Consider the following 24,732-nt stretch of genomic DNA (forward strand, 5'->3'; position numbering starts at 1 on the left):
AAAACAAATGGCTAAACGTTTAGTGATTGCAGGAACAGGGAGTGGCGCAGGAAAAACAACTGTTACCATTGGATTGCTTGCTGCGTTAAAACAAAAAGGATTACAAGTGCAAGGATTTAAATGTGGACCAGATTATATCGATCCAACCTACCATACAGCTGTAACAGGAAGGGTATCAAGAAATCTTGATAGTGTTATGTTTGACCATGAAGTAGTAAAGGAAATTTACCTTCGAGCTAGTGAAGGTGCAGATATTTCTATTATTGAAGGTGTGATGGGTTTTTATGACGGGAAAAAACCTACTAGCAACATTGGAAGTACAGCTGAAATTAGTGTCATTACGGAATCACCCGTTTTACTTGTCGTACAATGCGCTAGTATTGCTAGAAGTGCAGCTGCGATTGTAAAAGGATTTCAAATGCTTGATCCTAACGTTCGGATTGTTGGCGTCATTGCGAATAACGTTGGTAGTGAAGGACATTATAAAATTGTAAAAGCAGCAATTGAAAAAGAATGTCAAATTCCAGTAGTCGGTTATTTAGTAAGAAACCCTGATATAGCGATTCCAGAACGTCACTTAGGACTTATTCCATCGATAGAACGCGGGGAATTAGATAGCTTTTTTCATCAATTAGGACAATTAGTAAGAGAAACAATAAATGTAGATCAAGTATTAGCATTTGCTGAAGCTAGTAGTCTTACGACTGTTTCGAATCTATTTACCAAAAAAACAGAGCCAAAAGTAAAGATTGCTGTCGCAAAAGACGAAGCGTTTAATTTTTACTATGAAGAGAATTTAGCGTTATTAGAAGCACGTGGGGCAGAAATTGTATTTTTCTCTCCTTTAAAAGGAGAGTGTGTTCCTAAAAATGTGGATGGCTTATATTTAGGCGGCGGTTTCCCGGAAGAATATGCACAAGAATTATCGCAACAAAAGGAAGTGCTACAATCCGTGAAAGAAGCAATCGAACAAGGAACACCTACGCTTGCAGAATGTGGTGGCTTTATGTATTTAACAGAAAGCATTACAACAACCGAAGGAACATCTTTTCCGATGGTTGGACTAATACCTGGAAAATGTACGATGCATACAAAACGAAAAGCACTAGGTTATCGGGAAATGTTAGGTACAGAAGGTAACTTTCTTTTAACCGAACAAACGATGGCAAAAGGGCATGAATTTCATTATTCCAGTTATGAAAGTGCGGAAAACCTATCTTTTGCTTATGAAACGAAAGGAATTAGAGGTACAAAAAAAGATGGTGTTCGAATGTATCAATTAGTAGCAGGATATGTTCATTTTCATTTCGCATCTAATCCTAGTGTAGTTGATCGTTGGATTCAAGCAAGTGAAGCGTTTAGACAGAAAAGAGAGGTGTAGAAATGGCTACATGGAATTTATCGAAAACGAAGCAACATATATTATTTTGTAACGGAAGTAGTTGCAATCGTAAAGGAGCAGAAGAAACAACACTTGCGATTAGACAGGAGTTAACAGAAAGAGGGCTAGATGATTATGTTCATACAACGAGAACGCGTTGTAATGGACGTTGTAAAGATGCACCAGTGGTGATTAGTTATCCAGATGGAACGTGGTTTAAAGAAGTAACAGAAGATATGGCTGCTGAATTTGTAGAAAAATTTGTTCAAAAAAATCAACTTCTTGAAAACAATATGAGTCACGTGATGGAAAATGGTACTTTTAAAACATTTGATGATTCGATCGAAGTAGGTATGTTAAAGTCAGAAAAGAAATAATCAAATCCTCTATATCCATTTAATTATGGATATAGAGGATTTTTTAATTATGTTGTTGACGAAAAAAATGGTGAAATTGTTCTAAAAAGAATGAAGTTGTTTCATCTTCTTGTTTTATAATGGCATAAACATTATTTTTCAAAAAATCTAGTTCTTCCATTTCTATCTTTCTTAGTTTTGTTGCATTTTCTTGAAATACAGATGCTGGTAAAAATGACACGCCTAATCCATTCTCTACAAATTTTCTAGATATCTCCACTTGATTTACATGCATTGGTCGAATGTGTCTATATTTTTGATGTAAGATAGGTAAAAGTTCCTCCCAATAATCTGAGTGATGATGATGATGGGTTAATAAACGATAAGATGAAAAGATGTCGTCTATTGAAGCGTACGTACAACTGGATGGAACGACAAAGACAATAGGTTCAGTGTATAGCAAAGAAGAAGTTAAATTTCGCTGTAGAGAAGCACTCCTACTTAATCCGAAGTGTGCTTCATGTTTTGCTACTTTTTCTTCAATATAGGGAGATGGTACAACATTGATGGTTACATCGATTTCTGGATAATTGGCCATAAAGATAACCAAAAAAGTAGAGAGGTAAGAATATGCAATTTGCGGTGCAACAGCAATGCATAACTTTTGCTTGTACCCATTTTTTTTCAGCTTCATTTCTTCTAGCGCTTTCTCGTATGTATCCATGATTTTTTCTGCATATGGTAAAAAAGAAACTCCTTCCGTCGTAAGTGTGATATTTCGACCAGACTTTTGAAATAAAGAGACTCCCAAAACTTCCTCTAATGCGTGAATATGAACCGTTACGCTGGGTTGGGAAATGTATAACATATCAGCCGTTTGTCTAAAATTTTCGGTTTTTGCTGCAAGTAAAAATGTTCGAATCCATTTAAACTCCATCACTTCTCCTCTATTCATTAATAAAATTAATTAAAATAATTAAAAATAATTAATTTTAATTATATAACAATCCAGATAGAATGAATATAAATAAAAGGAGGAGAGACAGATGGAACAAAAATGGGATCCGGTATTATATGAAGAACATGGATATTTTGTCTATGAATACGGAGAGGATTTACTTGCTCTTTTACAACCTAAAAAAGATGAATATATTGTAGATGTAGGTTGCGGGACAGGACAAATTACAGAAAAAATTGCTAGAAGTGGTGTAAAGGTAAAAGGTATTGACGCATCCGCTGAAATGATTAAAAAAGCAACCGAGAATTATCCGAATATTACATTTGAACAAAGAAATGCGATGGATATCGACGAAGAAGAAGTAGCGGATGCGGTGTTTTCAAATGCTGCTCTCCATTGGATGAAAGAACAAGATACTGTTATTGAAAATATTTATCGTTATTTAAAACCAGGTGGAAGATTTATTGGAGAAATGGGAGCGAAGGGAAACATCGAAACGATTATTCAAGCATTACAACAATCATTTCAGGAGATTGGCAGAGAAAGCGACTTTATGATGCCATGGTACTTTCCAAGTATCGGGGAATACAGTGAAAAATTAGAAAAAGGTAATTTTAAGATTTTGATGATGATTCATTTTAAACGAAAAACAAAAATAGGGGATAATGAACTATCTGTTCGCTATTGGTTATTAAATTTCGCGTATGAATTATTGCTTCCATTAACAAAAGAGGAGAGAGAAGAGGTCATACAGAAAGTAATCCATAAGGTCCAACCACTGTTTGAAACGGAAAAGGGTTGGTTTGCTGACTATGAGCGTTTACGATTTATAGCCATTAAATAACAAACAAGCGAGAATCAAATTGATTCTCGCTTGTTCAAAAATATGATTATTTCATTGAACCTGTTTCTTCAAAACGACGGTGCATTTCAAATGCTTTATCTAATAAGTGTGGAGTTTGTCCACCTTTTTTAAGTGCTTCTTCGTAGTATTCTTTTAAGATTGGACGGTAGTCAGGATGCGCGCAGTTTTCGATAATTACTTTTGCGCGTTCACGAGGAGCTAAACCACGTAAATCTGCAATACCTTGTTCTGTAACGATTACGTCTACATCATGTTCTGTGTGATCGACATGTGTTACGAATGGAACAACACTTGAGATGTCTCCACCTTTTGCGTATGACTTCGTTACGAAAATAACAAGACGACCAGCACGAGCAAAGTCTCCAGAACCACCAATACCATTCATCATGTTACGTCCCATTACGTGAGTAGAGTTAACATTACCATAAATATCTACTTCTAACGCAGTGTTAATACAAATTAATCCCATACGACGGATAAGCTCTGGGTTATTTGAAATTTCTTGTGGACGTAATACGATTTTTTTCGCATATTCTTCGAATTTTTCGTTTACTACTTTCATTTTTTCTCCTGATAATGTAAGAGCACACCCAGAAGCGAAGGATACTTTTCCAGCATCAATTAAATCAAAAACTGAATCTTGAAGAACTTCAGAAAATACTTCTAAATCTTCAAAGTCAGATTTAATAAAGCCGTGTAATACAGCGTTTGCAACGCTACCTACACCAGATTGTAATGGCATTAATTTATTTGTTAAACGACCTGCTTCTACTTCTTTTTTGAAGAAATCGATTAAGTAATCAGCCATTTGTTGTGTTTCTTCGTCTGGTGGAACAATAACTGACGGAGTATCTGAAATTTCGCTAATCACAATTCCGCGAATTTTAGATGGATCTACTTTAATGTATGGTGTACCAATTCTATCAGATGGTTTTTCTATTAGAATGGGTTTACGTTTTCCTTGTTCTTCAAGTGTATAGAAGTCATGAATACCTTCTAATGCTTCAGTTTGAGTCATGTTAAGTTCTACGATAATTTCTTTCGCACTATCGCAATAAACGTTACTTAAACTACCAGAAGTTGTAGGAATGATGTTTCCTTCCTCTGTAATAGCAACTGCTTCAATAATTGCAACATCCACTGGAGGAAGTGCGCCTGAACGGATTTGTTCACCAACAACAGATAAATGAAGATCCATGTAATAAAGAGATCCTTTGTTGATTTGTTTACGTAATCTAGAATCGCTTTGGAATGGTAAACGTTTATTTAAGATTCCTGCTTCAGACATCAAAGCATCAATGTTACAACCAATAGAGGCACCAGTGTATAAGTTTACTTTGAATTTTTCGCCATTATTTGCACGATCTACTAGTGCTAAAGGAACTGCTTTCGCATCACCAGAACTTGTAAATCCACTAATACCTAGTGTCATCCCATCTTGAATCCAAGATGCTGCTTCCTTTACATCAACAATTTTGTTTCTTAATACTTCATTACGAATACGTTTGTTTACTAATTCTCCTGACATTTATGTAACCCCCTGTCAATTCTATAAAAGCTGATAAATACACTATACTAAAAGTATCATGTAAAAATTCAGAATTCATTAAAAAGCCATCAAAAGAGAAAAAAGCGTTTTAAAGTAGCTAAAATTTAGGTAAAGAATTAAAAAAGCGGTTAGAAACCTAAAAGTTTTCTGAAAACACTCGCATATTTCTGACTTACTGGTACACGAGAACGATTATCATCTTTCATTACTAAGATAAAAGTAGAATGAAAATCTGGGTGAATTTCAGTAACTGCATACGTGTTAATAATATACGCCCTATGACAACGAATGAACTGGTCATGCGGTAAAAATCGTTCTAGTTCCGTTAATGTATACTTATTTTGATATACTCCAATGTCCGTATATAATAACGTTTTTCCGTTTTCTGATTTAATAAAGTAAACATTTTGCAGTGGGATTGGAATCCATTTATCATCTCCTTTACCGATTAAGAAATGATGTTGTGGTAACTTTTGTGTTTCAATACCAGGTAAAGGAGGAAAGATGGCTGTAATAACCCCAACTTCTTGTCCGTTTTCAACTAATGGTATCGCCATTGCATAGTATGGCATACCGAACACATCACTATCCACATATTTAGCGATTCGCTGTTTGTATCGTAAAGCCTCATAAGAAATAGAACCTTCTGGAATTAAATCTCCAGAATTGATACGTAAATCTATATTTTTACTTGGTTGGTAGTAAATGTATTTTTTTCTATCACCAACAACTATTGAAGCTTCATGAGGAAACATTTGACTAAGTACTTTAACTAGTGTTTCGATTGAATTGATTTCCATCTAAATCCTCCTTAAGAGACAAGTATTTATGAGAAAAGCATCATTTTTGTAATAGAATAGCTTTGCTTTCATGTACAATAGGCGATAGTTTTTAACTATGTACAGAAACATCATAATAAAAATATGATACATCGGTATCTTCCGACGATCTAAAAATGATTAGAATAATGATGTTGTACCAAGGTAAAATAATACTATTAGACAAATTAGCATAAAAGACATTCAAGAAAGTAAATTCTTACTTGTTTATTTATTTTACAATAAAAATGAAAGATAAGCATGTTTTACCTAGCATTATTTTAAGATAAAATCATTTTCCCCTATTTAATGAAAGAAAGAAAACATTTTTGAACAATTTTATTATTTATTCCTTCTCATCAATTATTTCATTATATAGTTTTGGTTATTAATGTTTCCTTCAAAAGTATAATGTAATCACAATTATTTTAAAAGTAAACTTTTCGTTTTCATTCGGTGATGATTCTCTTTGTATGATGCAAACTATTCCTATTTTTTTAGATTAGAAGACGAAATTGATTCTTATTTATCAAAAGGATCCCAAGGTTATTTTAGTGACCAACAATTATTTTAACAAATTTTTGCGTTTTTAAATCGATTTTTACTAAAAAAACATACTTTTTCCCGACTTTATCAAAAAAGATGTTTCTACTATAAGAATAAGGCTTGTACTCTTTAATAAAGCTGTTATAATATTCTGTAAATATTTTTATCTATTACATAACAAAAAAGGGGGCGTAGATTTGATACAACTACATTGTGATGAGTCCACAATCAACTGGATAAAAAAAAGGGAGCATGCAGTTACGATTTCATTATTAGATCCTGTTGGATGTTGTGCGGGAGTCGTTGAACTTGTAGCGAAATGGGGGGCTCCAAAAGATACGAACCGATTTGAAACATTTCAACTAGATAATCAATTAATTGTGTATGTGCAGAAAAATTTGCCCTTACGAAACAATGAATTAACCTTAAAACTGTCTGGTTTTGGACCTTTTAAATTTTTATCACCTGTTGGAATTGCGCCGTTGATGTAGAAGGGGACTATTATGATGAAGGAAGTAAAAGATTATTTAAATGAAGTCGCGAACCGATATGTTGCTTATTTTAACATCCTACGAAATATAGAAGTACAACAACAACCTATCTATTTTCATGCTCATTATGCACAACGGGATGAACGGTATTTAATGAGTAAGGCAGTTAAAATGTGGGGAATTGAACATGAACAACATATTTTCGTCCAAGAACCGACAACTATGATCACAAAAAAAGAAGCGGAACAGTTTATTTTATCTTTAAAAAAAGAGATAGAAGAAAATGAAACCAAAAATGAAGATCATATGTCCACGATTGTAATCGGTCTAATACCAATTGTCTCAGATAAGGAAGTAGACAATGATTTAAAAAAATTTATGAAAAAATTCAGAAAATTTAGATTTGTGAAATATGGCCTTCATGGTTGGTTTGAATACTATATCGGACTTATCGATTACCATCATCAAACTATCTACATTCACAAAAAAGCAAAGCCATTTTTGCAAGGGTTTGATGCAAGAAAAAAAGAAAAATAATAGAAGATATATTTATTTGTAGGGGGAATATTTTGTGAATTTACTAACATTATTAATTGTAAGTGGAATTTTGCTATTGATCGCCTATTTCACATATGGAAAATATCTTGAAAAGCGTTTAGGTGTAGATCCTAATAGAAAAACACCGGCCATTACGATTGCTGATGGAGTAGACTATGTGCCAGCTTCAAAACCAGTATTGTTAGGGCACCATTTTGCGACAATTGCAGGGGGAGGTCCTATCGTTGGTCCAATTACTGCAGCAGTGTTTGGTTGGATTCCAGCAGTTATTTGGATTTTAGTTGGAAGTATTTTTTTAGGTGGCGTACATGACTATGCTTCCTTACAAGCATCTATTCGTCATAAAGCCCAATCAATTGGTTCAATTATTAAAGAATACATCGGAAAAAAAGGGCAAACTTTATTTTTAATTTTCTCTATCGCAACGATTATGCTAATCGTTGGTGTCTTTATGATTTTAGTAGCTGATACATTCGAAGCGGTACCAGAGGCAGCGACAGCTTCCATGTTGTTTATTGCAATTGCCATTATTTTTGGATTTATTATTAACCAATTAAGAATTAATTTAGGAATTGCTACTATTTTCGGAGTTATTGCGATGTTTGCTTCAATTTATATCGGAGTTAAATTTCCATGGCAAATGTCATCTGAATTTTGGTTAATTGTATTACTTGTTTATGCTTTCATTGCAAGTGTATTGCCAGTATGGATGTTGTTACAACCACGTGATTATTTAAATAGTTATTTATTATATGGAATGATGATTGGCGCTGTATTAGGAATTATCTTTACTGCACCAGAAATTCAATTCCCAGGATACACAAGCTTTTATAACGAAAGTCAAGGCTATTTATTCCCAATGTTATTTATTATCATTGCTTGTGGTGCTTTATCTGGTTTTCATTCATTAGTAGCTTCTGGGACGACAGCAAAACAATTAGACAATGAGAAAAATGGTCGTTTTATTGCATATGGAAGTATGTTAGTTGAAGCATTTTTAGCCATTATAGCAGTAGGTACAGTTGCGTACTTATCACAAGGAAAATTTAATGCATTAATGGAAGATGGTGCTACACCAGTAAGTATTTTCTCTAATGGCATTGGGTATTTTATGAGCAATTTCGGTCTTCCACAACAAACTGGTATTACATTTACCGCATTAACGGTTTCTGCATTTTTATTAACATCATTAGACTCAGCTAGCCGTCTTGGTCGATACGCAGTGCAGGAGTTTTGTGAAGAACGAGTACCTAAAATTGCGAAAAGTGGAACTATTTCTACTACTATTATTTTAATAGGTGCTGCTCTTCTTGCGTTTAGTGGAACATGGTCTTCTGTATGGCCTGTTTTCGGTGCTGCAAACCAAATGCTAGGAGCAATTGCATTACTGGCTGTTACGGCATGGTTAACGAAAAAAGGTGCAAAACCATTATTTACTCTCATTCCAATGATTTTTATGTTTATCGTTACATTAAGTGCACTTTTTATGTTGATTCAACAAAATATCGCAAAAGAAAATTATGTTCTTTCAGGAGTTGCGATTGCGTTATTAGCTCTTTGCCTAGTGTTAATTTTCCAAGCATGGCAAACGTTTTTTGGTAAAAATAAAGATATGAGCATTCGTTCTTAATAAAAACACTAGTCTGTAAAAAAACAGACTAGTGTTTTTTATGAATGGATACATTTTTTTGATGTTTTGGATGATTAATCTAACGATACGATTGGTTTGTACGTCTATATTTTTTCTGCGGACAACCATTTTCGAATGTATGATTTATTTGGATCATATTGTTTTTGTTGTTTATGGATGTGAAAGATGCGAAATCTACGGAGGTCCGCTCCGATACCAGCATTGTATTGCAAATTTTTGATGAAATAGCTTGGCACATTTTGTTGCCCTCGATTCGATATATAGCCAGTTAGTTTCAATCCTTTCATGTTGGCATCAATGAAAGGTTCGCCTGTCTCCCCATTCATTCAAGATTCATCCAAGCTAAAAACCATTCTTCTTTTTTTGAAATGGAATGTTTTATTGTAAAATTCCTGAGGAAGTAAAAAATTTTGTTATATATGTTTGATAAAAAAATGAAAAGTAATTTCTCAAAAGCAACGCGAAAAAATCCAATAGGTAGATTCGTTTTTTTCGTACTTTTGTACATACTGTTGCAAGGTGTGATAAATGACACGTGGAGATGCATTTCCATGGCTTAAATAAAAAGAAAATTTAGTAGAATCATTAAAATGAAGCAATCCATTTCTTGTTTGTTTATACATAGATGCTCTTTTTAAAACAAAAAAGTAGTCGTGTAATCGAGCTAATGCCGCTTTATTCTCCGCCTTTTATATGTATGTCTACCTGTTGATAGCTAAGCGATGCTAAAGTTGGAACGGTAGTAACTGGTATAGGTGTTTTTTATGGTTGTAATGTTTGTGGTTTCAGAAACAGTGGTCGGATGGATAATTGTTTTTCTATTTTTTTACGAAAATTAGTAAAGGAAAGCTGGATATTTGCTAATAAAAAAGGCAAATCATCAGGATGAAGTAATGTTTTTCCTTTGTAACGATGAAAGGTTGTCATAGGAAGAACGTGTTTAATTGCATTTCTCCGTTGTTTTTCCTCTGATCCATCGTCAGTATCACCGCTTTCTCATATTTTTTACTTTGTAAACGGAAAAGGCAGGGAAGCAAAATGCTCTTTTTTATTATCTTAAGTTTCGTTTAGATGGTAAAGAAGTTCACTTAGCAACATATAGGTAATATTCAGACGGAGGGTAACAAAAAATTTAGCGAATCATCATGACATAATAAAAGTTATGTAAACTAAAAACCGAAAGAACTGTTGTAATATAATGTGATGGTGTCTTGTCCTACTACGCAACAAAAAACCTCTCATCATTGGATAGTTATAATGAGAGGTAGGTGAGGAAATCAATGATCAAGTTGTTGAATCGCCTTTTTCTTCGCATCTTTTTGAATGTGCGCATAGATTTGGGTAGTTGCGACGGATTCGTGTCCTAATAACGATTGAATTGTTAATACATCTACTCCGTAATGAATGAGCTCGGTTGCGAAACTATGACGAAGTTTATGCGGAGTAATCGTTTTATAATGCAAAAATGGTAACGTCGGTTTTAATCGTTCAATATGACGTTCAATCATTAATTGGATAGAACGAATGGTCATATTTTTTGTGAATTTTTTCGTAGCGGGATTGTATCCGATAAAAACAAAATCATCTCCTTTTGTTGGACGAACGTCTGAAGGTAGTGATTGTATGTATTCGTGTAAAACTGTAAATGTCGACTCGGCAATTGGTATGGTACGTTGTTTATTTCCTTTTCCGATGACGGAAATCTCTTCCGATGTAAACGATAATTGTTTCATCGTTAACGATTGTAATTCGCTAATTCGTAATCCTGTTTTCATTAGCCAATAAATGATGGCGTAATCCCGCTTTTGTAACCTTTTATAAAAAGGTGCTGCTTTTTTAGTAATGCCAATCATTTGGGATATTCCGTCTAAAAATTGCTGTGATTCTTCATGGGTTAAATATACAGGATCTTTCTTTTTTTCTTTTGGTCGTTCAATTCCATCGATAGGATTATGATTGGTGTATCCTTGTTGCATTAAAAATTGAAATAAAGATTGTAACGCAGAAATTTTTCGGTTGATGGTACTTGGTGCATTCCCTACTTCTAACGTTAAAAATTGGACATATGCTTCTATGCCAGAACGATCTAATTCTAAAAAATCGTGCCGTTTAATATCTCGCATTGAAACATCTTCTTTTGCAAATGAAAAGACATAATCAAAAAAGTATTTAAAATCATATAAATACCGTTGGATTGTACGTTTCGAATAATGCAAGCTTAAGCGACTTAACACGTAAGATTGAATAAAATCCGGCATTTCATCGTAATACCGAAAAGAATTTTCTAACGTTTGTTTTATTTTTGGTTGTTTTGTAACGGTTTGATTGAGCTTTGCAAATAACGACATGATATCACCCTTAGTTCATCTTATGTTATGTTTAGTATAACATAAATCGTTTCGTGAAATTGATATTTCACGAAACGATTTTAAAAGCATTAAATCTTTACCAGATGAATGGATATCCTCCAAACCCGCCATAAAATCCTCCAGGATAATAAGGGTACCCCCCGTAAAATGGAGGATAGTATCCGTAATATGGCGGACGGAAAAATCCTCCAGTTAATAAACCGCCAAGTAATCCTCCTGCTAATCCAGTAGCAAAACCGCCCCAAGGTCGTGGACGATGGTGGAAAGGAAATGGATTAGGATTGCGATATAACTCATCTTGTTCGATTAAATCGAAATCGTATGGATACACAAGCATCTCTCCTTGCTTTTTTTATTCTCTATAATGATATATGCACAAGAAACAAAAATGGGAATAGGCATTTATGATAAAAATGAATTTGAAAAGGTCTCTACCTCTTGTTATACTAAACATAATTTAACTATCGGTTGGAAAAGGAGAAGATAACATGGCATTTGAAAATCCATCGCGCGAAGAAATCAAACAAATTTTAGCAACGAAAAAGCGAATTGCAGTTGTAGGGTTATCGGATAATCCAGAACGAACAAGTTACATGGTGTCAGAAGCGATGCAACGAGAAGGGTATGAAATTATCCCAGTAAATCCAAAAGCAACAGAAATTTTAGGTGTAAAAGCAGTAAAATCATTAAAAGATATTGAAGGACACGTAGATATCGTCAATGTTTTTCGCCGCAGCGAATTTTTGCCAGAAGTAGCCAAAGAAGCAGCTGAAATAAAAGCGGATATTTTTTGGGCGCAATTAGGGCTTTTTAACGAAGAAGCATATCAAATTGCCAAAGAAGCAGGAATGACCGTCATTATGGATCGCTGCATTAAAGTAGAACACGCAATGACTAAATAAAAGAAATGTTTGAAAAGCCTCTATTTCGAAAAAATGAAAATAGAGGTTTTTCAAACGCTCTTTTTCAAGTAACATCTTTTAGGAGATGCAAAATGAGAAAGGTAAAATAATGATGTGTTTTTAATGATACTCATAGTGAAAAAGAAGCAGATTATAACTTTTTCTTGCTTCTTCCACTATTCAATGGAATAATAAATAATGAAATAAAAATAAGGAACAAACGTTCTCTTTTTTGAGAGGGGTTTTATCATGGGGAAACAATCGATGCAATATGATGCAGATGCAATTCAAGTTCTTGAAGGATTAGAAGCAGTTAGAAAACGACCAGGAATGTACATAGGGAGTACAGATACTCGCGGATTGCATCACCTCGTATATGAAATTGTTGATAACGCAGTGGATGAAGCGTTAGCGGGATACGGAAATAAAATAACAGTAACGATACATAAAGATCAAAGTCTATCAGTTGCTGATGAAGGGCGTGGCATGCCTACAGGAATTCATAAAACAGGAAAACCAACGCCGGAAGTGATTTTAACGGTTCTTCATGCAGGTGGAAAGTTTGGACAAGGTGGGTATAAAACATCTGGTGGATTACACGGTGTAGGTGCATCCGTAGTAAATGCGTTAAGTGAATGGTTAACGGTGACCATTTATCGAGAAGGGAATATCTATGAACAACGCTTTGAACAAGGGGGCCATCCGGTTACAACGCTAGAAATGAAAGAAAAGACAAAAAAAACTGGAACGACGATACGTTTTAAACCGGATGCGTCGATTTTTTCTACGACAACGTTCCAATTTGATACCATTAGTGAACGATTACGAGAAGCAGCATTTTTAATGAAAGGCATGACAATCGAGCTAATTGATGAACGGGATGGAAAAAAAGAAACATTTTATTTTGAAAAAGGATTAGAAGCATTCGTCGACTATTTAAATGAAGATAAAGATACGCTGCATCCAGTCGCGTCCTTTAGTGGAGAAGCAAATGATATCGAAATGGATATCGCGTTTCAATTTAACGATGGGTTTTCTGAAACAATCCTTTCCTTTGTGAATAACGTTCGAACAAAAGACGGCGGTACACATGAAGTTGGATTGCGTTCAGCTTTCACTCGAAGTTTTAATGATTATGCTCGGAAAGTTGCATTGTTAAAAGAAAAAGATAAAAACCTAGAAGGTTCTGACATTCGCGAAGGATTTACAGCTATTATTTCTGTTCGTGTACCGGAAGAAAAATTACAATTCGAAGGACAAACGAAAGGAAAGTTAGGAACGAGCGAAGCAAGAAGTGCAGTTGATTCGTTTGTCTCAACACAATTAACATTCTTTTTAGAAGAAAATCCGGATATTAGTGGATTGTTAATAAAAAAAGCAATCAAAGCAGCGCAAGCACGGGAAGCTGCCAGAAAGGCTCGTGAGGAAGCGCGTAGCGGCAAAAAAGGAAAACGGAAAGAAAGTATTTTAAGTGGGAAATTAACACCTGCTACTGGAAAAAACCCCGCAAAAAATGAATTATATTTGGTCGAAGGAGATTCTGCGGGTGGTTCTGCTAAACAAGGTCGTGACCGACGATTCCAAGCTGTATTGCCACTCCGAGGAAAAGTCATTAATACCGAAAAAGCAAAACTGCAAGATATTTTTAAAAATGAAGAAATTAATACTATCATTCATGCCATCGGTGCGGGGGTTGGCCCTGATTTTATAGTGGATGATTCCAATTATAATAAAATTATTATTATGACAGATGCTGATACAGATGGTGCACACATTCAAGTTTTGTTACTAACCTTCTTTTATCGCTATATGCGTCCTTTAATTGAGTCTGGTCAAGTATACATAGCCTTACCTCCTTTGTATAAAGTGAGTAAACGCAGTGGAAAAAAAGAAATCATTGAATATGCATGGGATGAAAGCGGCTTACAAGAAGCGATTAAAAAGGTCGGTCGCGGTTATACGGTGCAACGTTATAAAGGGCTTGGGGAAATGAATGCGGATCAGTTATGGGAAACAACGATGAATCCTGAAACGAGAACGCTTATCCGTGTCCGAATTGAAGATGCAGCACGTGCAGGACGACGGATTACTACGCTAATGGGTGATAAAGTAGAACCACGCCGTAAATGGATTGAAGAAAATGTTGCGTTTGGTTTAAATGAGGAATCTAATATTCTTGATTATGACTTTGTTTCGGTTGTAAAGGAGGAAGAATAACATGGCGTCCCAAGACGGTATTTTAGAAATTAATTTAGAAGATGTCATTGGTGACCGATTTGGTCGCTATAGTAAATATATTATCCAAGACCGTGCTTTACCGGATGCACGAGACGGTTTAAAACCGGTACAACGTAGAATTTTATATGCAATGTATCAAGATGGAAATACAAGTGATAAACCATTCCGAAAATCAGCTAAAACAGTCGGAAATGTTATCGGTAATTATCATCCGCATGGGGATTCTTCTGTATATGATGCAATGGTACGAATGAGTCAAAGTTGGAAATTACGAAATGTGTTAGTGGAAATGCACGGAAATAACGGTAGCATTGATGGGGATCCTCCTGCTGCTATGCGTTATACGGAAGCTAGATTAGCTAATATTGCACAAGAATTACTTCAGGATATCGAAAAAGATACGGTGGAATTTGCGCCAAACTTTGATGATTCAATCGAAGAACCAGTAGTGTTACCAGCACGTTTCCCGAATTTATTAGTCAATGGTTCAACAGGGATTTCAGCGGGATATGCAACAGAAATTCCACCGCATCAACTAGGAGAAGTAATCGATGCAACCATTATGCAAATAGAAAATGAACATTGTACCGTCGATGAGTTGCTAACAGTAATTAAAGGGCCTGATTTTCCTACGGGAGGTATTATTCAAGGTTTAGACGGTATTAAAAAAGCATATGCAACAGGGAAAGGTCGCATTGTGATTCGCGGGAAAGCGACGATTGAAGCGTTAAAGTCAGGAAAAGAACAAATTATTATTACCGAGTTGCCATATGAGGTAAATAAGGCAAATCTTGTAAAGAAAATTGATGAAATACGTTTAGATAAAAAAGTAGAAGGTATCGTGGAAGTTCGTGATGAAACGGACCGTGATGGGTTACAAATTGCGATTGAATTAAAAAAAGATGCAGATTCTACTGGGATATTAAATTATTTATATAAAAATACAGATTTACAAGTAAGTTATAACTTTAATATGATTGCGATTCATAACAAGCGTCCTGTTTTAATGAATTTAAAAATGATGTTACAAGCATATATTGATCATCAAAAAGAAGTCGTAACTAGACGAACGATGTTTGATTTAAAAAAGGCAAGAGATCGTGCTCATATTGTTGAAGGATTAATTCGAGCATTAAGTGTTTTAGATGAAGTAATCGCGACGATTCGTGCTTCTAAAGATAAAAAGGATGCCAAAGATAATTTAATCGCACGTTTTGCATTTTCAGAACCGCAAGCAGAAGCGATTGTTTCGTTACAACTATATCGTTTAACGAATACGGATGTACAAACATTAGAAGCCGAAGCAGAAGAGCTTGCTAAAAAAATTAAAACATTAGAAGCTATTTTAAATAGCGAAAAACGCTTATTAACAGTAATTAAAAAGCAATTATTAGATATCAAGAAAACATATAATGATGAACGTTTGACCGATATTGAAAAGGAAATTGAAGAAATTAAAATTAACGTGGAAGTCATGATTCCACAAGAAGATTGTATTGTAACGGTTACAAAAGAAGGATATGTAAAACGGACAAGCCCTCGTTCTTATGCAGCTAGTAACGGCGAACCGTGTGGGATGAAAGAAACAGATGTGTTATTGGATGAATTTCATTTACAAACGACGGATACCCTCTGTTTGTTCACGAATGCAGGAAATTACTTATTCATTCCGATATACGAGTTGCCAGACATTCGTTGGAAAGATGTTGGACAGCATATCGCAAATATAATCCCTATTGAACGAAATGAGTATATTGTTGCTGCTTTATCATTTGAAGAGTTTAAAGAAAACGAATATGTGACGATTGTAACGAAAAAAGGAATGATTAAAAAATCACAAGCATCTCTTTATAAAGCAACTCGTTACTCGAAACCACTTGTAGCAATTCGGTTAAAAGAAGAAGATGATGAAGTGGTTTCCGTCTTAAAAACATCCGGTAATGATGAAATATTTATTGGAACATACATTGGATATGGCCTACGTTTTCATGAAGAAGATGTACAACCAATTGGCGTTCGTGCAGCGGGAGTAAAAGCAATAAATTTAAAAGAAGTCGATATCATTATTCAAGCATTTGTCGTGACAGATACATCAGAAATAGTTATTGTAACTCAACGCGGTGCGGTTAAACGGATGAAAATATCCGAATTTGAACGGCAAAATCGGGCAAAACGAGGGTTAATCATGCTTCGTGAGTTAAAGAAAAACCCACATCGTATTATGTTTATACAAATTTTATTAAACGATAAAACACATGATGAAACGCTTCATATTGCGACAGAAAAAGGGGAAGAAGAAATTATTTCGTTAGCTCACTATCATTATAGCGATCGGTATAGCAATGGATCATTTGTAATAGACGAAGAGGTAGTAGGTGAAGTTGCATCTGCTTATATAGAAATAACACCAAAATCATAATAGAAAAAAATAGCGTTGCCAGCTAGCTTGGTAATGCTATTTTTTTTATTTTCGGTATAAACAGCATAGTGGGAAGATACATCAATAGAACTACTTTTTTATTTTACTTAAAACCTACTTGATTAATATGTTTTATCGGTATATAATCATTTTACAAATATAAAACATATAAAAATAGTGGGAATTAGGAGGGGTTTGATGGTGCAATTAATTTTAACCGGGCTGCTTTGCGGGGCCTTACTAGGATTTGTTATGCAACGCGGACGGTTTTGCTTAACCGGAGCTTATCGCGATTTGTATTTAACGAAGGATAATCGGATGTTTATTGCCGTGATATTAGCTATCGCCGTTCAAAGTATTGGTGTATTTTTATTATATTCTTTTGGTCTAATCCAGTTTAAAGAAGGAAATTTCATGTGGTTAGCCACGATTATAGGAGCTTTTATTTTTGGTATTGGCATTGTATTGGCAGGCGGTTGCGCAACTGGTACATGGTATCGTGCTGGTGAAGGCTTGATTGGAAGTTGGATTGCACTTATCGCATACATGGTTTCTAGTGCGATGATGAAGGGAGGAGTGTTGCAATCACTCAACGATTCCTTGCAATCTTATACTGTCAATCATGTGACAATTTATGATTCTTTCGGTGTATCTCCTTGGGTTTTTGTTATCCTTTTATCTGTGATTACTGGATATTTCGTTTGGAAGCAATTACGAAAACCAAGTGTAAAAATACCATCATTAAAACAAAAGAAGACAGGTATTGCACACGTTTTATTTGAAAAACGTTGGCATCCATTTGTTACAGCGATTCTTGTTGGATGTATTGCGATTCTAGCTTGGCCATTAAGTGAAGCAACAGGTCGTATGTACGGTTTAGGCGTGACAACACCAACTGCGAATATTTTGCATTTTTTAGTTTCAGGAGATGTTTCGTATATCAATTGGGGTGTATTCTTAGTGTTAGGCATCTTTTTAGGTTCGCTTATTGCGGCAAAAGGTAGTGGAGAATTTCGTTGGAGAACGCCAGATGCAAAAACGACGATTTTTAGTTTTATCGGTGGGATTTTAATGGGAATCGGCGCTAGTTTAGCTGGTGGTTGTTCTATTGGTAATGGGCTTGTCGGAACAGCAATTTTCACATGGCAAGGTTGGATCGCACTACCATTTATGATTTTCGGCACATGGACGGCTGCTTACTTTACAATGATTCGTCCACGACAAAAAGCAAATGCATCTGTGCAAACAGCATAAAATAGTAGGAGGTAATGATGATGCAAAAAAAATTAGAAGTATTAGGCATGGTTTGTCCATTTCCTTTAGTAGAAGCAAAACAAGCAATAGATGAAATCGCAAGCGGGGATGAATTAGTGATTGATTTTGATTGTACGCAAGCAACAGAAAGTTTGCCACGCTGGGCAGTAGAAGACGGCCATGAAGTGACGAATTTCGAACAAATCGGCGATGCTCAATGGTCAATTACAATCAAAAAACAATAAAAATAATATAGTTAATAAGATTAGTAACAATGATCATTCTATGAATAGAAAAGGAATCTATCTACTAGACTATAAATTTAGTTAGATGATAGATTCCTTTTTCATGTGTGGATACCGTTAATTTACATTACGATAGAATAAATGAATCATTGGATTGTACAAAAAATCTTTTTAGTTAGATGCAATCCGAATCCAATATGAAAAAGATGAAAAAAGTTTAATGGATTCCAAACAAACAGAACCTTGATAATAACTAAGTAATATGTTTATAAACAACAACTTAATCAACATTGAATTACATGATTTTAATTTATCATAAGGATTATTTTAAATTTTTTCTTCCATCTCAATATAATAAGAATACTTTAATATTGAGATGGAATTATAATTACTTCGTATAATATATATTATGTAAACTAGATTTTTCTTTTTTATCTACCGGTCATTGTGCACTGCCTTCTCTCTCCCTTAAACCTTGCATTTTGTTTCATGGAACAGATTGGCACAAATAGTAAAATTCGTAATATCTGCGTAGCGTTTAACTATATTTTTAAAAAAAGAAGCTAATCATCACTATGATGAAGCTTCTCAGATTTCGTAAAATACTCATTTGCTTTGTCATTATGCTCTTCAAGCTAAGTACGATTGCTAATACTTTTGGAGTTTCTACATTTACTTTATGACCAGTGTGATTGATAAAAAATGATTTTCTTATTTAAACCAGCCTTTTTCCCTCGATTGGGTAATTGCTTCGATACGATTTTTCACTCCTAATTTATCCATAATCGAAGAAATGTAATTTCGAACGGTTCCCGTTTTAATACTTAATTCACCAGCAATTTCTTTTGTATTTTTACCGTCTGCTATTAAACCTAATACTTCTTTTTCACGTTCTGTTAGTGGATTTTCTTCACTATATAAGTCATCGATTAATTCTGGTGCATATATTCGTACACCAGCCATTACGCTTCGAATAGAGCTTGCTAATTCTTCACTTGGACTATCTTTTAATAAATAACCATTTACACCTGCTTTGATAGCCCGTTGAAAATAACCGGATCTTGCGAATGTTGTTAAAATGATGACTTTACATGGATTATTTTTTAATTCTTCTGCAGCTTCTAGCCCTGTTTTAATCGGCATCTCAATATCCATGATACATATATCTGGTTGATGTTTTCGGACTAATGCAACTGCTTCTTCCCCATTTGAGGCTTGTCCTACCACTTCCATGTCTTCTTCTAAATTCAAAAGCGAACCTAATGCTCCTAACATCATTCGTTGATCTTCTGCTATGACAATACGAATCATCTAAAATCCCCCTTCGTTCTCTTTTTTAATTACGTGCGGGACTTTCATAACTATCGCTGTTTCATGATCAATAACGACATCTAAATTGCCGTTGACAAATTCCAATCTTTCTTTTATTCCTAGTAATCCATTCCCATTATCGATATCATCATTATAAATAAAGCCAATTCCGTTATCTTTTATAGTAATGCAGACTTCTTGTAAAGATTGTTCCATTATAATTTGACATTGCGTGGCCTGGCTATGTTTCACGACATTCGTTACAGCTTCTTTCATACACATACTTAAAATATTTTCAACAAATAAGGAGATACTTTTCCCTCGCATATTTTGGTGTAAAAGGAAGTCAATTTCTGCAGCTTCAAGTATTTGTTGTACATTGGCGAGTTCATCTTTTAGACGAATTCCACGCATTTGTGAAACCATTTTCCGGACTTCATTTAATGCAGTTCGCGCAGTTTCTTGCACATCTTTCATTTCATTTTTGGATTTTTCAGGGTCCTTATAAATAATTTTCCTCGCCAAGTCACTTTTCAAACCAATTAACGATAACTTTTGACCTAATGTGTCGTGTAAATCTCTTGCAATTCGTTGTCTTTCTTCCTGCTTTACTAATTCTGCAATTCGTTTATTTGCATCTTCTAATTTATTTTCTAATTCATCTTGTTTCTTTTTGTTGTGAATATTAAAAGGCATAAGAATAACGCTTATCCAAATAATTAATATAAAAGGAATTTGTTTTAGAAAAAATGGTTCTTGTAGAACAATTAAATAATTAATTGCAAACGTTGTAGCAATCAAATGAAGAATATACAACGTTAAAAAGGCAACTCGATTTTTTATATGACCATTGTAATAAGCGATAAAAAATGCAAAATAAATAAAGCTAAATAAAATAGTCATCGTTACCGAAATACCAATTAAAATACTTGTCCATAAATAGACTGGCCAACCTTGAGAAAGAAAGGCAAATCGATAAACGATGTAAAAAAGGATAGTAAGGACAATGCCCACGATTAACTTCGTCATATCCGTTGATTGAAAGACAAAATAAAAAGGTAAGATACTAAAAAACGTCCAAATATACGGTGAAATTCCCCCACTTTTTTGAAAAATACTTTTTCTTTTTTTCATTGATTTACCCTCTTTTTGTTAAAAGAATATTGATTTTTAGTTTATCACAAAAAGAATAGTTAGGGATGTTTCTCTCCTAACTATTCTTTCTTGCGATTATTACTTTGCTTCTGACGATATATATGTTGTTGGGTTTTCTTTTATTCCAGTCCTATTTTTACGTTCTTTAAAGGTAATGAGTTCTTTCTGTTTTTCATCCCATAACTTGTATTTTAAAGTGTGAATGCTAGATGATAACGTAACGGTTGGGATATTTTCTTTTAAAAAATGAGTATTGTGAAGTTCTTCTAAATGATAATTTGGTACTTTCGGGCTTAAATGGTGAATATGATGAAAACCAATATTCCCTGTAAGCCATTGCAATACTTTTGGGAGCTTATAATAGGAACTACCTTCTAGTGCGGCTTTTACGTAATTCCATTTATCTTCTCTTTCAAAATAAACGTGTTCAAATTGATGCTGCACATAAAAGAGCCAAACACCTGCGGAACCAGAAATCAAAAAGATGGGACCTTGCACTAGTAAGAAAGCTTTCCAACCGATTGTAAGGAAAAATAAAGCGAATATTGCTATTATCGAAAAGTTTGTCACATAGGTGTTTATACGTTCTTTTGATCGTGCATCTTTCCGATTAAAACGATATGCAATAAGAAAAATATAAATTGGACCTATTACAAACATAATAAATGGATTACGGTACATTCGATAGGCGAACTTTTGCCAAGTTGATGCAGTTTCATATTCCTCTACAGTCATTATCCAGATATCGCCGATGCCGCGTTTGTTTAAATTACCACTCGTTGCATGATGAATAGAATGACTACGTTGCCACTGATCATATGGACACATCGTTAATACACCTGTACACGTTCCCACAATTTTATTAGCAAGGCGATTTTTGAAAAACGAATGGTGACAGCAATCATGGAAAATAATAAAGATTCGGACTAAAAATCCAGCTGCAATTGTCGCAATTCCTAGCGTTAAAAGATATGAAATTTCTAAACTTTGATAAGCTAAAAACCATAAAAGTACAAAAGGTCCCATTGTATTGATTAGTTGCCATACACTATTTTTATTTGATGATTTTTCATAAGGAGATAACTTTTCTTTTAAATTATTTTTCATTGTTTTTGCCATTTGTAATTCCCCTTCCTCATGCTCTATATGTATCATAAAGAACGGCGAAAATATTTTGTAGACACAGGTGTCATATGTGATATATGATAAGTGTCATGTATGCAATGAATTCTAGTTCGTTATTTTCTTATAGAAGTTAATGAGGCCTGTTATAATGAAATATTTTATAAGCAGGAAATTTAGGATTTTCTGATAGGGGTACCGCCAACATTTCGGGAATTTTGTACGCTAAGCAAATTTTGATATAAATATAGCCAAATTCCTGTACGCTAAGGGATTTGGCTTATGTTATTGGTTAGTTTTTATTTAATGGGCTTTATGAGTTTCCTGGTAATCTATTTGAATCAAATTTATATTCTCCAAGAAAATTAATATGTTCCCATCCTAAAGATGAAATGTGTGGAAGTAATTCTTCTTTTAGGACATTATTTTTCTTAAATTCCTTATACTTTACGGTCTAGAGCAGTAACCCTGTCTTATTGGAACCATCCTTTTATATCAATGTTTGAAACCTTAACGTACAATTTTTCCGTTTTTCTGTCTGTCCCCCGATATTAGGTTCTAATCATGGTACACGATTTAGAATTTGTTAGAATACTTATTTTTAATAATGATAAAAGTGATATTATTTGTTTTTATTAAAAATAAATACGGTAAACGAAATTTTACATTTTCTATCCACCGCTCCCTTTTCATCATTTCATCTCGAATACTCGAATAAAAGTACCAATTTTCTCTGGATACATAACACAAAACCATTGAGTCTGTTCCGTTTAGTCCAAAAAATGAGATATTTCTATTATCATGCTATAATATAATATGTACTCTCTCCTCAACTAATGTGGAGCTTTCTTTTTCACTATAGAATAATTGCTATTTTAATAAATTAACATCCCGCGCTACATCATCATTCTAACACCCATTGATAAAACTCTTTCACTTTTAAGTAACTTTCTTTTCAAGAATAAGTTAGAACATTTCGCAATGATTCCTTATGAAAATAATGGAATTATATACTGTTTTATATCTAAATAACATCAAAATTTTGAAGGGATGTGTTAGTTTTAATGGCTATCAATACAATTATTATTATTTCTGCTTTGTTACTTCTTATTTCCGTATTATCTACTAAAATATCATCAACGTTACGTGTCCCTTCGTTAGTTCCTTTTATTTTAGTTGGAATGTTTTTAAACCGATTCATTTATTATGATAACGCTAAGATGACACAATTATTTGCCATTTTTGCATTAGTAATCATTCTGTTTGAAGGGGGATTAAAAACAAAACAAAACGACATAAAGGATGTGTTAATTCCCTCCATTTCACTTGCTACTTTTGGTGTCTTAATTACTTCATTCATTACAGGATTATTCGCAAAATGGATTTTGGATTTATCCTGGCTTCATAGCCTGTTAGTAGGTGCGATTGTAGGTTCTACTGATGCTGCAGCAGTCTTTGCTGCTTTTGGTAATACAAATATTAAAAAGAAATTAACAAAAACGTTGGAATTCGAATCAGGATCAAATGACCCGATGGCAGTTTTTTTAACTTTAACATTGATTACACTTATTACAACACCCGAAGCATCTATCTTTTCCATGATTGGAAGCTTTTTTTGGCAGATGGGGGTTGGGATACTTTTAGGATTTGCTTTTGGAAAAATAACTGTTTGGTTTATTAATCATTTGGAATTAGAAAACTCAGGACTGTATCCACTTTTTTTATTATCGTTTGCTATCTTGACGTACGGTATCGTTACCGCTATTCATGGTAGTGGCTTTCTAGCTGTTTATTTAATGGCTATTTACATTGGAAACGCAGATATTCGTTATAAACAAGAAATTGAACAGTTTCATGATGGTTTTGCGAATATGATGCAAATCAGTATGTTTATATTATTAGGATTGCTTGTTTTTCCTTCTGATTTGATGGAAATTACAATAGAAGGTTTATTACTATCTATCGTACTCATCTTCATCGCAAGACCGATTGCTGTATTTATAAGTACGTTGAAAATGCCTTATACATTGAAAGAAAAGGTTTTCTTATCATGGGCTGGTTTAAAAGGTGCAGTACCAATCATGCTAGCAACCTACCCTATGTTGTCTGGTATAGAAAATAGTAATCTTATTTTTAATGTCGTATTTTTTATCGTTCTAACATCTGCGTTAATTCAAGGTACCACACTGAGCGTTTTAGCTGAAAAGTTACAGCTTACAACTGGTGAAACGAAACCAATACCGTTTCGAATGGAGTTACTAACTAAAGAAAAATCACCGATGGATATTGTAACGATTATCTTACAATCCAATTCACACGTTATTTTACAGCCTATTGTATCGTTAAGACTACCAGAGAAAACGATGATTACAGCTATTGTAAGAGATAGTGAGCTTATTTCCGCCAATGGGAATACCGTTTTACTAGAAGGAGATATTTTATATCTTCTAGCTCCTAAAAAGCGGCATCATGAAATAAAAAAATATTTCCGCAATAAGAAAGTTTCTTCTTAACTTAGATATTCGTAGCGTATCGACAGTCATA

The 24,732-nt window shown here is 34.2% G+C and carries 21 protein-coding genes; 12 read left to right on the plus strand and 9 right to left on the minus strand.

Annotation, left to right across the window (positions count from 1 at the left end):
- Positions 1 to 7: 7 nt before the first annotated feature.
- On the plus strand, positions 8 to 1,381 hold the full coding sequence (locus BN1372_RS06745; RefSeq protein ID WP_062198077.1) for a cobyrinic acid a,c-diamide synthase CobB: 1,374 nt from the start codon (positions 8 to 10) through the stop codon (positions 1,379 to 1,381).
- A 2-nt stretch (positions 1,382 to 1,383) separates the two neighbouring features.
- Complete coding sequence (locus tag BN1372_RS06750) at positions 1,384 to 1,758, plus strand: (2Fe-2S) ferredoxin domain-containing protein (protein WP_062198078.1); 375 nt, start codon at positions 1,384 to 1,386, stop codon at positions 1,756 to 1,758.
- 43 nt (positions 1,759 to 1,801) lie between these two features.
- Here the strand turns inward: BN1372_RS06750 and BN1372_RS06755 are convergent, their stop codons facing one another.
- Positions 1,802 to 2,674, minus strand: coding sequence for a LysR family transcriptional regulator (locus BN1372_RS06755; protein WP_062198079.1), 873 nt, complete (start codon positions 2,672 to 2,674; stop codon positions 1,802 to 1,804).
- 109 nt (positions 2,675 to 2,783) lie between these two features.
- On the opposite strand from BN1372_RS06755, the gene BN1372_RS06760 reads away from it, so the two are divergent.
- Positions 2,784 to 3,539 carry a class I SAM-dependent methyltransferase gene (locus tag BN1372_RS06760; protein WP_062198080.1) on the plus strand — a complete coding sequence of 252 codons (756 nt, stop codon included), beginning with the start codon at positions 2,784 to 2,786 and terminating at the stop codon, positions 3,537 to 3,539.
- A gap of 46 nt (positions 3,540 to 3,585) precedes the next feature.
- Here the strand turns inward: BN1372_RS06760 and BN1372_RS06765 are convergent, their stop codons facing one another.
- Together BN1372_RS06765 and BN1372_RS06770 are read right to left on the minus strand one after the other, a co-directional pair.
- Positions 3,586 to 5,088: a succinate CoA transferase gene (locus tag BN1372_RS06765; RefSeq protein WP_062198081.1), complete on the minus strand. Its 1,503-nt coding sequence runs from the start codon at positions 5,086 to 5,088 to the stop codon at positions 3,586 to 3,588.
- A gap of 149 nt (positions 5,089 to 5,237) precedes the next feature.
- Complete coding sequence (locus BN1372_RS06770; protein ID WP_062198082.1) at positions 5,238 to 5,909, minus strand: LytTR family DNA-binding domain-containing protein; 672 nt, start codon at positions 5,907 to 5,909, stop codon at positions 5,238 to 5,240.
- A gap of 761 nt (positions 5,910 to 6,670) precedes the next feature.
- Here BN1372_RS06770 and BN1372_RS06775 point away from each other — a divergent pair.
- From BN1372_RS06775 to BN1372_RS06785, 3 genes are read left to right on the plus strand one after another with little or no spacing between them, the layout of a single operon-like run.
- On the plus strand, positions 6,671 to 6,964 hold the full coding sequence (locus tag BN1372_RS06775) for a CC/Se motif family (seleno)protein (RefSeq protein WP_062198083.1): 294 nt from the start codon (positions 6,671 to 6,673) through the stop codon (positions 6,962 to 6,964).
- A gap of 15 nt (positions 6,965 to 6,979) precedes the next feature.
- Entirely contained in the window at positions 6,980 to 7,501 is a 522-nt protein-coding gene (locus BN1372_RS06780) for a DUF8052 family protein (protein ID WP_062198084.1), read from the plus strand.
- A gap of 34 nt (positions 7,502 to 7,535) precedes the next feature.
- Positions 7,536 to 9,152, plus strand: a complete 1,617-nt coding sequence (locus BN1372_RS06785) for a carbon starvation CstA family protein (RefSeq protein WP_062198085.1) — start codon at positions 7,536 to 7,538, stop codon at positions 9,150 to 9,152.
- Positions 9,153 to 9,256: 104 nt separating this feature from the next.
- Here the strand turns inward: BN1372_RS06785 and BN1372_RS06790 are convergent, their stop codons facing one another.
- From BN1372_RS06790 to BN1372_RS06800, 3 genes are all read right to left on the minus strand, one after another.
- Positions 9,257 to 9,499 carry an FAD-binding domain-containing protein gene (locus BN1372_RS06790; RefSeq protein WP_062198086.1) on the minus strand — a complete coding sequence of 81 codons (243 nt, stop codon included), beginning with the start codon at positions 9,497 to 9,499 and terminating at the stop codon, positions 9,257 to 9,259.
- Between the two features lie 951 nt (positions 9,500 to 10,450).
- Positions 10,451 to 11,521, minus strand: coding sequence for a tyrosine-type recombinase/integrase (locus BN1372_RS06795; RefSeq protein ID WP_062198087.1), 1,071 nt, complete (start codon positions 11,519 to 11,521; stop codon positions 10,451 to 10,453).
- A 97-nt stretch (positions 11,522 to 11,618) separates the two neighbouring features.
- A complete protein-coding gene (locus BN1372_RS06800; protein WP_062198088.1) occupies positions 11,619 to 11,873 on the minus strand; it encodes a hypothetical protein in 255 nt (84 codons plus the stop codon).
- Positions 11,874 to 12,030: 157 nt separating this feature from the next.
- Between BN1372_RS06800 and BN1372_RS06805 the strand changes: the two genes are divergently transcribed.
- From BN1372_RS06805 to BN1372_RS06825, 5 genes are all read left to right on the plus strand, one after another.
- Entirely contained in the window at positions 12,031 to 12,444 is a 414-nt protein-coding gene (locus BN1372_RS06805) for a CoA-binding protein (RefSeq protein WP_062198089.1), read from the plus strand.
- Between the two features lie 249 nt (positions 12,445 to 12,693).
- Positions 12,694 to 14,661, plus strand: coding sequence for a DNA topoisomerase IV subunit B (parE, locus tag BN1372_RS06810; RefSeq protein ID WP_062198090.1), 1,968 nt, complete (start codon positions 12,694 to 12,696; stop codon positions 14,659 to 14,661).
- A gap of 1 nt (position 14,662) precedes the next feature.
- The gene (gene parC / locus BN1372_RS06815) at positions 14,663 to 17,101 is read left to right on the plus strand and encodes a DNA topoisomerase IV subunit A (protein WP_062198091.1); all 2,439 of its coding nucleotides are present in this window, start codon (positions 14,663 to 14,665) and stop codon (positions 17,099 to 17,101) included.
- Positions 17,102 to 17,299: 198 nt separating this feature from the next.
- A complete protein-coding gene (locus tag BN1372_RS06820; protein WP_062198092.1) occupies positions 17,300 to 18,355 on the plus strand; it encodes a YeeE/YedE family protein in 1,056 nt (351 codons plus the stop codon).
- A gap of 20 nt (positions 18,356 to 18,375) precedes the next feature.
- Entirely contained in the window at positions 18,376 to 18,600 is a 225-nt protein-coding gene (locus tag BN1372_RS06825; RefSeq protein ID WP_062198093.1) for a sulfurtransferase TusA family protein, read from the plus strand.
- A gap of 711 nt (positions 18,601 to 19,311) precedes the next feature.
- Here the strand turns inward: BN1372_RS06825 and BN1372_RS06830 are convergent.
- From BN1372_RS06830 to BN1372_RS06840, 3 genes are all read right to left on the minus strand, one after another.
- Positions 19,312 to 19,911: a response regulator transcription factor gene (locus BN1372_RS06830; RefSeq protein ID WP_062198094.1), complete on the minus strand. Its 600-nt coding sequence runs from the start codon at positions 19,909 to 19,911 to the stop codon at positions 19,312 to 19,314.
- Positions 19,912 to 21,045, minus strand: a complete 1,134-nt coding sequence (locus BN1372_RS06835; RefSeq protein WP_062198095.1) for a sensor histidine kinase — start codon at positions 21,043 to 21,045, stop codon at positions 19,912 to 19,914.
- 99 nt (positions 21,046 to 21,144) lie between these two features.
- Positions 21,145 to 22,185, minus strand: coding sequence for a Delta(5) desaturase DesA (locus BN1372_RS06840; RefSeq protein WP_062198096.1), 1,041 nt, complete (start codon positions 22,183 to 22,185; stop codon positions 21,145 to 21,147).
- 1,067 nt (positions 22,186 to 23,252) lie between these two features.
- Between BN1372_RS06840 and BN1372_RS06845 the strand changes: the two genes are divergently transcribed.
- Entirely contained in the window at positions 23,253 to 24,701 is a 1,449-nt protein-coding gene (locus tag BN1372_RS06845; RefSeq protein ID WP_062198097.1) for a potassium/proton antiporter, read from the plus strand.
- Positions 24,702 to 24,732 lie beyond the last annotated feature (31 nt).

The sequence above is a fragment of the Massilibacterium senegalense genome, from assembly GCF_001375675.1.
Classification (GTDB): Bacteria; Bacillota; Bacilli; order Bacillales; family Massilibacteriaceae; genus Massilibacterium; species Massilibacterium senegalense.